General features: G+C 67.4%; 12 protein-coding genes and 1 tRNA gene. 6 read left to right on the forward strand and 7 right to left on the reverse strand.

Annotated features, from left to right (window positions below; translation table 11 throughout):
* Positions 1-61: 61 nt before the first annotated feature.
* From cysK to nifS, 6 genes are all read right to left on the reverse strand, one after another.
* The gene (gene cysK, locus HMPREF0372_RS07145) at positions 62-976 is read right to left on the reverse strand and encodes a cysteine synthase A (RefSeq protein WP_039996849.1); all 915 of its coding nucleotides are present in this window, start codon (positions 974-976) and stop codon (positions 62-64) included.
* A 123-nt stretch (positions 977-1,099) separates the two neighbouring features.
* Positions 1,100-1,972 (reverse strand): MetQ/NlpA family ABC transporter substrate-binding protein, encoded by an 873-nt coding sequence (locus HMPREF0372_RS07150; protein ID WP_007490201.1) that lies wholly within the window; start codon positions 1,970-1,972, stop codon positions 1,100-1,102.
* Positions 1,973-2,424: 452 nt separating this feature from the next.
* Entirely contained in the window at positions 2,425-3,201 is a 777-nt protein-coding gene (locus HMPREF0372_RS07155; RefSeq protein ID WP_007490205.1) for a methionine ABC transporter permease, read from the reverse strand.
* Positions 3,194-4,198, reverse strand: coding sequence for a methionine ABC transporter ATP-binding protein (locus HMPREF0372_RS07160; RefSeq protein ID WP_007490207.1), 1,005 nt, complete (start codon positions 4,196-4,198; stop codon positions 3,194-3,196). The genes HMPREF0372_RS07155 and HMPREF0372_RS07160 overlap by 8 nt, the downstream gene beginning before the upstream one ends.
* Before the next feature lie 116 nt (positions 4,199-4,314).
* Positions 4,315-4,755: a Fe-S cluster assembly scaffold protein NifU gene (gene nifU / locus HMPREF0372_RS07165; RefSeq protein WP_007490209.1), complete on the reverse strand. Its 441-nt coding sequence runs from the start codon at positions 4,753-4,755 to the stop codon at positions 4,315-4,317.
* Positions 4,756-4,774: 19 nt separating this feature from the next.
* Positions 4,775-5,971, reverse strand: coding sequence for a cysteine desulfurase NifS (gene nifS, locus HMPREF0372_RS07170; RefSeq protein WP_007490210.1), 1,197 nt, complete (start codon positions 5,969-5,971; stop codon positions 4,775-4,777).
* Between the two features lie 177 nt (positions 5,972-6,148).
* Here nifS and HMPREF0372_RS07175 point away from each other — a divergent pair, with 177 nt between their 5' ends.
* Positions 6,149-7,285 carry an AI-2E family transporter gene (locus tag HMPREF0372_RS07175; protein ID WP_007490212.1) on the forward strand — a complete coding sequence of 379 codons (1,137 nt, stop codon included), beginning with the start codon at positions 6,149-6,151 and terminating at the stop codon, positions 7,283-7,285.
* A gap of 47 nt (positions 7,286-7,332) precedes the next feature.
* On the opposite strand, the gene HMPREF0372_RS07180 is transcribed toward HMPREF0372_RS07175, so the two are convergent.
* The gene (locus HMPREF0372_RS07180; RefSeq protein ID WP_007490213.1) at positions 7,333-8,856 is read right to left on the reverse strand and encodes a 4Fe-4S dicluster domain-containing protein; all 1,524 of its coding nucleotides are present in this window, start codon (positions 8,854-8,856) and stop codon (positions 7,333-7,335) included.
* A gap of 229 nt (positions 8,857-9,085) precedes the next feature.
* Between HMPREF0372_RS07180 and selA the strand changes: the two genes are divergently transcribed.
* The 5 genes from selA (at position 9,086) to HMPREF0372_RS07205 (ending at position 12,846) form a co-directional block, all read left to right on the forward strand.
* Positions 9,086-10,417: an L-seryl-tRNA(Sec) selenium transferase gene (selA, locus tag HMPREF0372_RS07185; RefSeq protein ID WP_039996851.1), complete on the forward strand. Its 1,332-nt coding sequence runs from the start codon at positions 9,086-9,088 to the stop codon at positions 10,415-10,417.
* The gene (gene selB, locus HMPREF0372_RS21015; RefSeq protein WP_007490216.1) at positions 10,414-11,961 is read left to right on the forward strand and encodes a selenocysteine-specific translation elongation factor; all 1,548 of its coding nucleotides are present in this window, start codon (positions 10,414-10,416) and stop codon (positions 11,959-11,961) included. Before selA ends, selB begins: the two co-directional genes overlap by 4 nt.
* A 37-nt stretch (positions 11,962-11,998) precedes the next feature.
* A tRNA-Sec gene (locus tag HMPREF0372_RS07195) sits at positions 11,999-12,094 on the forward strand.
* 177 nt (positions 12,095-12,271) lie between these two features.
* Positions 12,272-12,517, forward strand: a complete 246-nt coding sequence (locus tag HMPREF0372_RS07200) for a putative signal transducing protein (RefSeq protein ID WP_007490217.1) — start codon at positions 12,272-12,274, stop codon at positions 12,515-12,517.
* A gap of 59 nt (positions 12,518-12,576) precedes the next feature.
* Positions 12,577-12,846, forward strand: coding sequence for a putative signal transducing protein (locus HMPREF0372_RS07205; RefSeq protein WP_007490219.1), 270 nt, complete (start codon positions 12,577-12,579; stop codon positions 12,844-12,846).
* Positions 12,847-12,882: the final 36 nt, after the last annotated feature.

The raw sequence follows: 12,882 nt of genomic DNA on the forward strand, positions 1-12,882 counted from the left end.
GGCCGCAGGCAAAACGCCTGCGGCCGGAGCCATGCTGCCGATTGTGTCCACCGCGCTCTATTTACGCAAACAGCCCTGTGGAGAGGTAGCGCTCGCCAGTATCGGGGAGCACCACCGCGATGGTCTTGCCCCGCATGTCCGGCCGCTGGGCCAGGATGCGGGCCGCGTGGGCCGCCGCGCCGGAGGACACCCCGGCCAGCACCCCCTCGGTACGGGCCAGCTCCCGGGCGGCGGCATAGGCCTCGTCGCCGGTGACGGCCACCACCTCGTCCACCACCCCCATGTCCAGGGTGCCGGGGACGAAGCCCGCGCCGATGCCCTGGATCTTATGGGGCCCCGGCCGGCCGCCGGAGAGGACGGGGGACTCAGCCGGCTCCACCGCCACCACGCGGATGGCGGGGTTCTGCTCCTTCAGATAGCGGCCCGCGCCGGTGATGGTGCCGCCGGAACCCACTCCCGCCACCAGCACGTCCACGCCGCCGTCGGTGTCCCGCCACAGCTCGGGACCGGTGGTCTCGTAGTGGGCCCGGGCGTTGGCGGGGTTGTTGAACTGGTCGGGCATCCACGCGCCGGGGGTGCTCTCCAGCAGCTCCTTCGCCCGCTCAATGGCGCCGCCCATACCCCGGGCTCCTTCGGTGAGCACCAGCTCCGCCCCCAGAGCGGCCAGCAGGCTGCGCCGCTCCTGACTCATGGTCTCCGGCATGGTGAGCACCACCCGGTAGCCCCGCTGGCGGCCGATGTAGGCCAGGGCCACGCCGGTGTTGCCGCTGGTGGGCTCCACAATCACCGCGCCGGGCTGGAGCAGGCCCCTCTCCTCGGCGTCCAAAATCATGTAAAGGCCTGCCCGGTCCTTGGCGGAGGACAGGGGGTTAAAGCTCTCCAGCTTGGCCAGCACCCCTGCCCCGGGGGCAAACCGCTCCAGCCGAAGCAGGGGGGTGTTCCCGATCAGCTCGGGCAGTGTATTTGCAATCTGCATAGGTAATACCTCCCTCATAATTTAGATTCTATTCAGCAGTATACCACCAAATTCCTACAAAATCAATAGGATTTTAGTCGAATGAGACGGCCCGCTTCGCGGGCCGTCTGTGTGAATAGGACCTTAGAACACCGCCTGCACAGCGCCGGCATAGGTCTCGTCAATGAACGCCTTGACCTCGTCGCTGCACAGGGCCTTTGCCAGAGCCTGGATGGCGGGGTCGCTCTCCCGGCCCTCCTTGACGGCCAGCACATTGACATAAGCGGTGCCGGCGGTGCCCTCGGCGGACTCAATCGCCAGGGCGTCGGCCACCTTCAGATCGGCCTGGATGGCGTAGTTGCCGTTGATGACGGCGATGTCCAGGCTGCCCAGGGAGCGGGGGAGTTGGGCGGCCTCCATCTCCACGATCTCATAGTTGTGGGGGTTCTCCGCGATGTCCAGCTTGGTGGGCTCCAGGCCCACATCCTCCTTCAAAGTGATGAGGCCCTGCTCCTGGAGGAGCAGCAGGGCGCGGCCGCCGTTGGTGGGGTCGTTGGGCACGCCGATCTGCGCGCCGTCCTGGAGCTCCTCCAGGCTGGCGGTCTTGCCGGCGTAGATGCCGAAGGGCTCGTAGTGTACGTCGGCCACGCTCACCAGGTGGGTGCCGTTCTCGGCGTTGAAGTTGTTCAGATAGGTGATGTGCTGGAAGTAGTTGGCGTCAATGCTGCCGTTCTCCACCGCGGTGTTGGGCTGAATGTAGTCGGTAAACTCCACGATCTCCAGGTTGATTCCCTCCTCCGCCAGCAGTTCCTTCACCACGGCCAGGATCTCGGCGTGGGGAGCGGGAGAGGCGCCCACCTTCAGGGTGGTGCCCTCCAGGGAGCCGGTCTGGGTGGGGGCGGCGGGGGTGTCGGTGTTTGCGGCGGGGGTGTCGGCGGTACCGGGGGTGCCGCCGCAGCCGGCCAGCAGGCCGAGGGCCAGGGCGCCGGACAGGAGCAGGGATGCGAGCTTCTTCATGGTGCATTTCTCCTTTTCATTGTTCCTCAAAGGGAGGTGGTATTCCCAAATCAGAGCACAAAAAAACGCCCTTGAATCCAAATTCAAGGACGAGAGCCTTCCGGCTTCGTGGTACCACCTTGCTTCACCCCTGCCTCACGACAGGGGCCTTATGGAGTACTGGCATACTCCCGCGCGCTGACGGGCGCTCCCGTCGCGGCCTGTGCCTGTGGCAGTCAGCCGCGCCGCTCCGAGACCATCTTCCCCAAAGCCTTCCGTACCCGTTTCCACCATTCCGGGCTCTCTGTGCCGTATCTCTCTGGCTACTCTTCTCTTCCTCGCGTTTGAGGGGCGTTATTCAGTTCCGCTTGGGTTGCACTTAGTTTACAACCGGAAGGCGCTCCTGTCAATCGCATATTCTGCACAAAAAAGAGAGGGCGGCAAAGCAACTGCTTTGCCGCCCCCTCCAAAATTCACATGCCGCCGGGGCTGCGCTTGTCCCGGTTGATCTGCCGGCTGACGTTCCGGCGGAGCTTTCTTCGCCCCGCCCGGTTGGTGATGCGGTGGTCCGTCCGGGTGGCCAGGGAGGTACCCAGTGACTGGAAAATCTGCACCAAAATCACAATAAAGACCACGGCGATGAGCATCACCGCATAGTTGTATTTATAATAGCCGTAGTTGATGGCAATCTTGCCCAGGCCGCCGCCGCCGATGGCACCAGCCATGGCGCCGTAGCCCAGAATGGTGATAAATGCGGTGGTGAAGCTGGCCACCAGGGAGGGCAGGCTCTCCGGCAAAATCACCTTCCAGATGATCTGGAAGGGGGAGCAGCCCATGGACTGGGCGGCCTCGATGACCCCCTTGTCCACCTCCCGCAGGGAGGTCTCCACCAGCCGGGCCACGAAGGAGGCCGAGGCGATAATCAGGGGAGGGATGGAGGCCACAGTGCCGATGGTGGTACCCACCAGGAGCTCACTCAGGGGAAGCACCATGATCATCAGGATCAGGAAAGGCACCGAGCGCAGGATGTTGATGGCAAAGTTGAGCACCTTCATCACCGGGCCGGGCAGGGGGCGCACGCCGTCCTCCTCCCCCGCCACCAGGATAATGCCCAGGATAATGCCCAGGACGCAGGCCACCAGAGTGGCCGCCACGGTGGAGTAGATGGTGTCCCAGATACCAGTCTGGAATTCCTTCCACAGGGCCTCGTTGGCAAAGGCCTCGCGCATCTGCTGCATAAATTTATCCATGGTAGTCGGGCACCTCCTCCACGGTGACGTCCTTCTGGGCCTTCAGATAGCTCATGGCACGGGCAGCCTCGCCATGATCCTCGGGCAGGCCCAGCAGCATGGAGCCGAAGGCCTTGCCGCCCACGTTGCGGGTGTCGGCCCCCAGTATGTTCACCTTCACGCCGCAGTCGATGGCCAGGGAGGCGATGAGGGGCTCGTAGGAGGAGCCGCCGTTGAACACCACCCGCACCACGCCCGCCACGGGAAACTTGTCGATGTTGGCCCCCTCCGGGAACACCAGCCGGCGGCCTGCCTCGGTCTGAGGGTTGGAGAACACCGCCTCCACTGTGCCGGTCTCCACCATGCGGCCGCGCTCCAGGATGGCCACGTGGGAGCAGATCTCCTCCACCACCGCCATCTCGTGGGTAATGATCACGGCGGTGATGCCCATGCGCCGGTTGATGTCCTGGATCAGCCTGAGGATGCTGCGGGTGGTGGTGGGGTCCAGGGCGGAGGTGGCCTCGTCGCACAGCAGCACCTTGGGATTGGAGGCCAGGGCGCGGGCGATGGCGATGCGCTGCTTCTGGCCGCCGGAGAGCTGGGCCGGGTAGGCGTTGGCCTTGTCGGGCAGGCCCACGATGTCCAGATACTCCAGGGCGCGCTTGCGCGCCTCCCCCTTGGGCACCCCGGCGATCTCCATGGGGAAGCAGATGTTGCCCAGGCAGGTGCGCTGCATGAGCAGGTTGAACTGCTGGAAGATCATGCTGATGGAGCGGCGCTTCTCCCGCAGCTGGGGGGCGGACAGCTCCATGAGATCCTGTCCGTCGATGACCACCTGGCCCGCTGTAGGGCGCTCCAGCAGGTTGATGCAGCGCACCAGGGTGGACTTGCCCGCGCCGCTCATGCCCACGATGCCGAAGATGTCCCCGTCCCGGATGGTCAGATTGATGTCGTCCAGGGCTTGAAACACGCCGTCGGCCGTGGGAAAGGTCTTGGAAATGTGTTTTAACTCGATCACGGACCCATACTCCCTTATTTCTCACAAAGTTCCGTCCTATTTTATGACAAGCCCCGCCCTCTGTCAAGAAAAAAGCCCCGGAACCGCTTCGATTCCGGGGCCTTGCGTGTCCTGGCTCAGTGGCCGCAGGAGCAGCAGCCGTGCTCCTCATCCTCACAGGGCAGGCGGAGGGCTTCGGGCACCTCCCGGCCCTGGCGGCGGTAGTAGTCGGCCAGGGCGGCCTTGATGGCCTCCTCCGCCAGAACGGAGCAGTGCATCTTGTAGGCGGGCAGGCCGTCCAGAGCCTCCGCCACGGCGGCGTTGGTCAGGGTCATGGCCTCCGCGATGGTCTTTCCCTTGATCATCTCGGTGGCCATGGAGGAGGTGGCGATGGCCGAGCCGCAGCCAAAGGTCTTGAACTTCACGTCGGTGATCACGTCCCCGTCGATCTTCAGGTACATCTTCATGATGTCGCCGCACTTGGGGTTGCCCACCTGGCCCACCCCGTCGGCATGTTCTATCTCCCCCACGTTCCTGGGGTGCTCAAAGTGGTCCATCACCTTATCGGAATACAGCATAGCAGTTTCTCCTTTCCAGTTACAGCTCCCAGGTGGGCTTCTGTGCGTCCCGGTCCCATACGGGGGACAGCTCCCGGAGATACGCCACCACCTGGGGCACTTCCTTCAAAATGTAGTCCACGTCCGCCTCGGTATTCTCCGCGCCCAGGGAGAGCCGCAGGGAGCCGTGGGCAATGGCGTGAGGCAGGCCGATGGCCAGCAGCACGTGGGAGGGGTCCAGGGACGCAGAAGAACAGGCCGAGCCGGAGGAGGCGCAGATGCCCCTGGCGTCCAGGTGGAGCAGCAGGGCCTCTCCCTCCACCCCTTCAAAGACAAAGGAGGCGGTGCCGGGCAGGCGGTTCACCGGGTCGCCGGTGAGGCGGGTGTAGGGAAGCCCGGTCAGGCCGTCGATGAGCCTGTCCCGCAGGGCGGCCAGGCGGGGGGACTCCCGGCTCAGGCCGTCCACCGCCTCCCGCAGGGCGGCGGCCATGCCCACCGCGCCGGGGACGTTCTCGGTGCCGGAGCGGCGGCCCTTCTCCTGGCCGCCGCCCTGGATGAGCGCGGGCAGGCGCAGGGGCTTTTTCACGTACAGGGCGCCCACTCCCTTGGGGCCGCGGAACTTGTGGGCGGACAGGGAGAGCAGGTCCACATTCCACGCCTCCACGTCCACGGGGATATGGCCCACGGCCTGCACCGCGTCGGTGTGAAAGAGCACCTTGTGGGCCCGGGCGATGCGGCCCAGCTCGGCGACAGGCTCTATGGTGCCGATCTCGTTGTTGGCGGCCATGATGGAGATAAGAATGGTGTCCGGCCGGATCGCCCCCTCCAGGGCGGCGGGGTCCACCAGCCCCCGCCCGTCCACCGGCAGGTAGGTAACCTCATAGCCCTGCTTCTCCAGATACTGGGCGGTGTGGAGGACGGCGTGGTGCTCGATGGCGGAGGTGATGATGTGGCCGCCCTTCCGCCCCTTTAGGGCCATGAGCTCGGCCACCCCCCGCAGGGCCCAGTTGTCCGCCTCCGTACCGCCGGAGGTGAAGTAGATCTCCTCCGGCCGGGCGTTGAGGCAGGCGGAGATTTCCGCCCGCGCCCGCTCCAGGTCGGTCTTGCCCTCCTGGGCAAAGCGGTACAGGCTGGAGGGGTTGCCGTAGGCCGTGGTGAAGTGGGGGAGCATGGCCTGGAGGGCGGTATCGGAGACAGCCGTGGTGGCCGCATGGTCCGCGTAAATGAAGTGCGACATAGAGACGCTCCTTTCAAAACTTCTTAATTCCTATATGTTTACTATGATTATAGGCCTGCCAGGCCCCTTTGTCAAGGAAATTTTTATGGAGGCGGAACATTTCATTAAACTTTGCTTAAATCGCCCGGATTCCGTTGACTGGCCCCGCCCGCCAATGCTATAGTGGAGGCAGATTATATGAAATTGGGAGATAGCATGGATAAAAAGCTGTTTAAAAGCATTCTGCTCCTCATCACCTATACGGTGGTACTGGTGATGGTACTCAGCCGCCTGGGCCTGATCGCCGGCGGGGTGGCATGGGTGCTGGGGCTGGTTAAGCCGCTGCTCATCGGCTTCGCACTGGCCTTCGTCCTCAACCGGCCCTGCCACTTCTTTTTCCGCCTCTATGATCGAGGGCTGTCCCGCACCCGGGCCAGGGGGGCGGCCCGCCCCCTGGCGGTGGTCACCTCCTATCTGGTGCTGATTCTGGCCATCGCCGCCATCTTTTCCTTTGTGGTGCCCAAGCTGGTGGAGAGCATCCAGACCTTCGCCCTCAACCTGGGGGGCTACCTGGCCAACGTCCAGGGCTGGTACAACGATATCATCTCCTACTTCCACCTGGATGTGGAGGCGCTGGACCTGTCCGGCCTGAACGATGTGCTCAAAAACCTGTTCAACTACGTGCTGGGCTTCCTGTCCGACCTGGGCCCCCACCTGCTGGAGCTCACCAGCGGCATCGTCTCCATGGTGGTCACCGGGGTGCTCTCCCTGGTATTCTCCATCTATATGCTCTCCGGCAGGGACACCCTCATGAGCCAGTGCCGCCGGGTGCTGCGGGCCTATGTGCCCGCCCGGTTTGCCGACCCCCTCACCGATGTGGTCCACCTGACGGCCGACACCTTCACCCGCTTCGTCACCGGGCAGCTCATTGAGGCCTGTATCCTGGGCGGGCTGTGCGCGGCGGGGATGCTCTTCATCCAGGCCGACTACGCCCCTCTTATCGGCGTCATCATCGGCGCCTCCGCCATCATCCCGGTGGCGGGCGCCTACATCGGGGCCATTGTGTCCGCCCTGCTGCTGGTGATGGTCTCCCCCATCAAAGCCCTGGTCTTCCTGGTCTTCCTGGTGGTGCTCCAGCAGATTGAGGGCAACGTCATCTACCCCAAGGTGGTGGGCACCTCCATCGGCCTGCCCGGCATCTGGGTGCTGGCCGCCGTCACCATCGGCGGCGGCGTGGGCGGCCTGGTGGGCGTGCTGCTCAGCGTGCCCGTGGCCTCGGTGCTCTACGCCCTGCTCCGCCGGGATGTGCACAAGCGTCTGGCCTGCAAGGAATAAACGAACCCCCGGAACCGCGTCGGTTCCGGGGGTTCGTTTTGCTCTGCTCAGTCCACCAGCTTGTCCAGCTCCTTGATGTGCTCGGTTTCGTCGGAGGTCTTGTGCTTGGCCTGCCGGGCGTAAAGGCCAACGGCGGCCTGGGACTTCTTGATGGGCTGCATGGTACCGGCGCCGGCCACGCAGCCGCCGGGACAGGCCATGCCCTCCAGCAGATAGCCGGGGTACTTGCCTGCCACCGCCTCCTGCATCATCTTGCGGCACTCCCGCAGGCCCTGGGAGCTGGTCACCTTGACCTCCCGGCCGGGGTAGCGGTGCTGGATAACGTTGACCACCGCCTTGGCCACGCCGCCGCCCACGGCGAAGCTGCGCCCGTCGGTAGAGGCATCGTTGACGCCGTCCGGGTCCTCCTCGATGGTGGTCAGATCCACATGCTTGGCCGCAAAGATCCCCGCCATCTCCTCAAAGGTGAGCACGAAGTCCACCTCGCTGCGCACGCTCTTGCGCATGGCCTCCAGCTTCTTGGCCGCGCAGGGCCCGATGAACACCACCTTGGCGTTGGGATGCTCGTGCTTGATGAGGCGGGCGGTGAGGGTCATGGGGGTGAGGGCCATGGAGATGCAGTGGGCGTGGTCGGGGTGGAGCTTCTTGGCCATGACCGACCACGCCGGGCAGCAGGACGTGCCCATGAAGGGCAGCTCCTCCGGCACCTCCCGGACGAAGTCCTCCGCCTCCTGGGTGGCACAGAGGTCGGCGCCGATGGCCACCTCAAAGACATCGGCAAAGCCGAGCTGCTTCACGGCGGCGCGGAGCTTGCCGGGGGTCACCTTGGGGCCGAACTGGCCCACGAAGGCGGGGGCCACCGCGGCGTAAACCCGCTCACCGGACTGGATGGCCCGGATGACCTGGAAGATCTGGGACTTGTCGGCGATGGCGCCGAAGGGGCAGTTTACCAGGCACATGCCGCAGGAGACGCACTTGTCCGGGTCGATCTCGGCCTTGCCATTGGCGTCGGTTCCGATGGCGTCCATTCCGCAGGCCACGGCGCAGGGCCGCTCCTGAATGATAATGGCCTTGTAGGAGCACACGTCGGCGCAACGGCCGCAGTTGATGCACTTGCCAGGGTCGATGTGGGAGCGGCCGTTGTAACGGTCCAGCTTGATGGCGTCCTTGGGGCAGACCTCCTCGCAGGGGTGGGCCAGGCAGCCCTGGCAGCCCTCGGTCACCAGCACCCGCTTCTCCGCGCAGCCGTTGCAGGCAAACTTAATGACGTTGATGAGCGGAGGGGTGTAGTAGGTCTCCGGCCGGTCGGCCGCCTCGATATTCTCCGAGAGCGGGGCGTGCTCCGCCGCGCTCCGGCAGGGCAGGCCCATGGCCAGCCGCAGCCGCTCGCCCACGATGGCCCGCTCCAAAAACACGTCGTTGCGGAAGTTGCCCACCTCGCCCGGGATGATCTTGTAAGGCAGGCTCTCAATGCGCTTGTCCACCGGCCACTCCGTGTGGTAAGCCATGCGGGCCACCTCCCGGAACACCCGGTGGCGGATCTCCTGGATACGGGTTTCGACACCTCTCATCTGCTCTCTGTCCCTTTCTGTATCGGCCCGGCCCCGAGGCGGGGCAGGCCGGAATCGGTTGCTTTTTGACCTCTCCAATCATAACCGTTTGGTAAGTGTCCTGTCAATGAAAATGTTTCCTTGTCTTACCGTATTTTGTACCCGTTTTTCTGAAAACCATGCAGTTTATACCCCATCGTTTGAAAAAATGTGATATACTCTAGCCAAATGACACCCGGGAGGGATCTCTGTGAAGCCGGAACTGCTGCGTGCGCTGCCCAAAATGGATCTGCTTCTCGCCCGCCCCGCCCTGGCGGGCAGCCCCCTGCCCTACGCCCTGCGGCGGCAGGCGGCCCGCCAGGTGCTGGACGAGTACCGCGCCGCCCTGCGCGCCGGGGCGCTGTCTGCCGTCCCCGGCCTGGATGAGCTGGAGCAGTCCGTCCTCCGCCGGGGCGCGGAGCTGGCCCGGCCCGCCTTGGGGCGGGTGATCAACGCCACCGGCGTGGTGCTCCACACCAACCTGGGCCGGGCCCCTCTCAGTCCGCGGGCGGCGGCGGCGGTGGGAGAGGCCGCCCGGGGCTATTCCAACCTGGAGTACGACCTCTCCGCCCGCCGCCGGGGCCGCCGGGGGGCGGCCGTCGAGGCCCTCCTGTGCGCCCTCACCGGCGCGGAGGCGGCCCTGGTGGTCAACAACAACGCCGCCGCCGTGTTTCTCCTCCTCTCCGCCCTGGCGGCGGGGCGGGGGGTGGCCATCTCCCGGGGGGAGCTGGTGGAGATCGGCGGGGGCTTCCGGGTGCCCGACATCCTGGCCCGCAGCGGGGCCCGGCTGGTGGAGGTGGGCACCACCAACAAGACCCGCCCGGCCGACTACGCCGCCGCCCTGGACGCGGGGGAGGCCCAGGTGCTGCTCAGGGTGCACCCCAGCAACTTCCGGGTTGTGGGCTTCACCCAGGCGGTCTCCCTGCCCGAGCTGGGGGCCCTGGCCCGGGGCCGGGGGGTGCCCCTGTTCTGCGATCTCGGCTCCGCCGCCCCCGGCTCCCCGGAGCTGGCCGGGGCGGTGGCATGGGCCGATGTGTGCTGCTTCTCCGGGGACAAGCTGCTGGGCGGGCCCCAGGCGGGGATTTTGCTGGGGAAGGCGGAGCCGCTCGGCCGTCTGCGGGCCGACCCCCTCTCCCGCGCCCTGCGCCCCGGCAAGCTGGCCCTGGCCGCCCTGGAGGCCACCCTGCTGGACTGGCGGGACGGGACGGCGGTGCCGGTGTCCGCCATGCTCTCCGCCCCGCCGGAGGAGCTGCGGCGGCGGGCGGAGGCCCTGGCCGAAGCCCTCTCCCCCCTCCACCCCTGCACGGCGGTGGAGACCCAGGGGGAGGTGGGGGGCGGCGCCCGGCCGGGGGAGAGCCTGCCCGCCTGGGCGGCGGCCCTGGAGCCTGCGGAGGCGCTGGAGGCCCACCTCCGCGCCTGGCGGGTGCCCATCCTGGGCCGCATCCACCGGGGGAAGCTCCTGCTGGACGTGCGCACCCTCCTGCCCGGCGACGAGGCGGAGATCGCCGCCGCCCTGGCGGCGTGGAGGGAGGGAAAGGCATGATCTTCTGCACCGCGGGCCATGTGGACCACGGCAAGACCGCCCTGGTGCGGGCCCTCACCGGGGTGGACACCGACCGGCTGGCCGAGGAGCGCCGCCGGGGCCTCACCATCGAGCTGGGCTTCGCCCCCCTGGAGCTGCCGGGGGTGGGGCGGGTCTCCCTGGTGGACGTGCCCGGCCACGCCCAGTTCATCCCCACCATGCTCTCCGGCTGCGGCGGGCTGGACGGCGCGGTCTTCACCGTGGCCGCCGACGAGGGCCCCATGCCCCAGACGGCGGAGCACCTGGACATTCTCTCCCTGCTGGGCCTGGAGCGGGGGGTGGTCGCCCTCACCCGGGCGGATCTGGCCTCCCCCGCCGCCAGGGCGGAGGTGGAGGCGCGCACCCGTGCCCTGACGGCAGGCACCTTTCTGGAGGGAGCCCCCCGGATCTTCGTCTCCGCCGTCACCGGCGAGGGGCTGGAGGCGCTGCGGGCCGCCCTGGCGGCCATGGCCCGGCAGGCGCCGCCCCCGCCGGAGGGCAGCCCCCGGCTCCACGTGGACCGGGTCTTCTCCGTGGACGGCAGCGGCACGGTGGTCACCGGCACCCTCACCGGCGGCCCCCTCCGCCGGGGGGACAGGGTGCAGCTCTATCCGGGAGGGCAGACCGCCCGGGTACGGGGCCTTCAGTGCCACGGCGTCCCGGCGGAGGCGCTGCCCGCCGGGGTGCGGGCGGCGGTGAACCTGGCGGGGGTGCGCCTGCGGGACGTGGGCCGGGGGGACACCCTGGCTGCGCCCGGCGCCCTCGCCCTCACCGACCGGACCGACGTATCCCTGCGGGTGCTCCCCGACGCCCCCTTTCCCGTGCACACCGGAAGTCAGCTCCACTTCCACCACGGCGCCCGCGCCCTGGTGTGCCGCTGCATCCTCCTGGGACAGGACGTGCTCCGCCCCGGCGAGGCGGGGTGGGCCCAGCTCCGCTTCACCCAGCCCGCCGCCGCCGCCCCCGGCGACCGGTTTGTGGCGCGCTTCTTCTCCCCCCTGGCCACGGTGGGAGGCGGCGTGCTGGTGGATCTGGCGCCCCCCGGCAAGGGCCGCATGCGGCCGGAGCGGCTGGCCCGGCTGGCCGCCCTGGCGGAGGGGCGGCCCCTCCTGGCGGCGGAATCCCCCGCCGCCCCGGCGGCTCCGGCGGCCCCCGCCCCGTCGGCGGAGGCGGAGGGGGAGCTGGAGGCCCTCTATCTGGGGTACGGCCTGGAGCCGCCCCCCTGGGCGCGGGTGGAGCCCCGCTTTGCCGGGCGGATCAGGGAGGCGCGGCGGGCCTGCCGCCGCCTGAAGGAGCGGGGCGTCCTGCTGGAGCTCTCCCCCGGCCATCTGCTCCACGCCGGGGCCGTCCGGGCGGCGGAGGCCCGGCTGCGCGGGCGCTTCGGCCCCGCCCCCTTTTCCCTGGCCGAGGCCAGGGATGCCCTGGGCTGTTCCCGCCGGTGCGCCCTGCTCCTGCTGGAGCACTGGGACGCCTCCGGCGTCACCCGCCGTCAGGGTGAGGTGCGGATTTTTTCCACATCTGCTTGACCTGCGGTGGAAAACCGGCTATGATGGGGGTAGATATGGGGGCGGAAGGGCCGCTGGTGGGCCCCCCGGTCTTCAAAACCGGCGGGGACGGCGCTCCCGTCCTGGTGTGTTCGATTCGCACCCGCCCCCGCCACGGGCTCAGAACCGCCCTTTTGGCACGAGGTTCCGCCGGGATGGCGAAACCTCTTAGCCGGGCCGGGCGGTTCTTCGCCTCCAACCGCGACCCACGTTGTTGGGCTCGCGGTTGGGGGGCCGCCCTGCGGGCGTCGGTTGGAAACAAGGCCTTTTCTGTGGAAAGGAGTGCGCCGTTATGTCCAGTATCCCATTCTTTGCCCGCCGCAGGCTCTGCAGCACCTTCAACGCCCAGGAGGTCGGACAGCTCCGCGCCGCCCTCCAGGCCGCCGGGGTGGAATTCATCATTCGGCAGGACCGCCAGAACGGCTCCTTTTTCGGCATCGGCCTGCAACTGGTACCCCCCTCCGTTGAATACATTATCTATGTCCATGAGGACGACTTTGAGCTGGCCCAGGCCGCCCTGCAGGGTACTCTCAACTGAGCAATCCCGATGGGCGGCCGTTGGAAGCGGCCTCTTTTTGTCGAAAGGAGTGTGCCATTATGTCCAGCATCCCCCTCTTCGCCCGCCGCAAGCTTTACAGTACCTTCAACGCCCAGGAGGTCGGACAGCTCCGCGCCGCCCTCCAGGGCGCGGGGGTGGAGTTTGTCATCACCCAGGACAGCCGCCCGGTGGGCGGCTTCTCCGGCTATGGAACCTCCGGCCCCGCTCTCCACCTGGGGGCCGGCGCAGCCCCCTTCGAGTACACGGTATATGTGCACAAGGATGATCTGGCCCTGGCCGAGAGCGCCATACAGGGCACCGTCGGATAGCAGCACAGAGCCGCCGCCCCAGTCGGGGCGGCGGCT

It is taken from the genome of Flavonifractor plautii ATCC 29863 (assembly GCF_000239295.1).
GTDB classification, from domain to species: Bacteria; Bacillota; Clostridia; order Oscillospirales; family Oscillospiraceae; genus Flavonifractor; species Flavonifractor plautii.

What these genes read in the sequence shown, in the direction of transcription:
- cysK (WP_039996849.1), bottom strand. Translation starts at nt 976, where the DNA reads ATGCAGATTGCAAATACACTGCCCGAGCTGATCGGGAACACCCCCCTG.
- HMPREF0372_RS07150 (WP_007490201.1), bottom strand. Translation starts at nt 1,972, where the DNA reads ATGAAGAAGCTCGCATCCCTGCTCCTGTCCGGCGCCCTGGCCCTCGGC.
- HMPREF0372_RS07155 (WP_007490205.1), bottom strand. Translation starts at nt 3,201, where the DNA reads ATGGATAAATTTATGCAGCAGATGCGCGAGGCCTTTGCCAACGAGGCC.
- nifU (WP_007490209.1), bottom strand. Translation starts at nt 4,755, where the DNA reads ATGCTGTATTCCGATAAGGTGATGGACCACTTTGAGCACCCCAGGAAC.
- nifS (WP_007490210.1), bottom strand. Translation starts at nt 5,971, where the DNA reads ATGTCGCACTTCATTTACGCGGACCATGCGGCCACCACGGCTGTCTCC.
- HMPREF0372_RS07175 (WP_007490212.1), top strand. Translation starts at nt 6,149, where the DNA reads ATGAAATTGGGAGATAGCATGGATAAAAAGCTGTTTAAAAGCATTCTG.
- HMPREF0372_RS07180 (WP_007490213.1), bottom strand. Translation starts at nt 8,856, where the DNA reads ATGAGAGGTGTCGAAACCCGTATCCAGGAGATCCGCCACCGGGTGTTC.
- selB (WP_007490216.1), top strand. Translation starts at nt 10,414, where the DNA reads ATGATCTTCTGCACCGCGGGCCATGTGGACCACGGCAAGACCGCCCTG.
- HMPREF0372_RS07200 (WP_007490217.1), top strand. Translation starts at nt 12,272, where the DNA reads ATGTCCAGTATCCCATTCTTTGCCCGCCGCAGGCTCTGCAGCACCTTC.
- HMPREF0372_RS07205 (WP_007490219.1), top strand. Translation starts at nt 12,577, where the DNA reads ATGTCCAGCATCCCCCTCTTCGCCCGCCGCAAGCTTTACAGTACCTTC.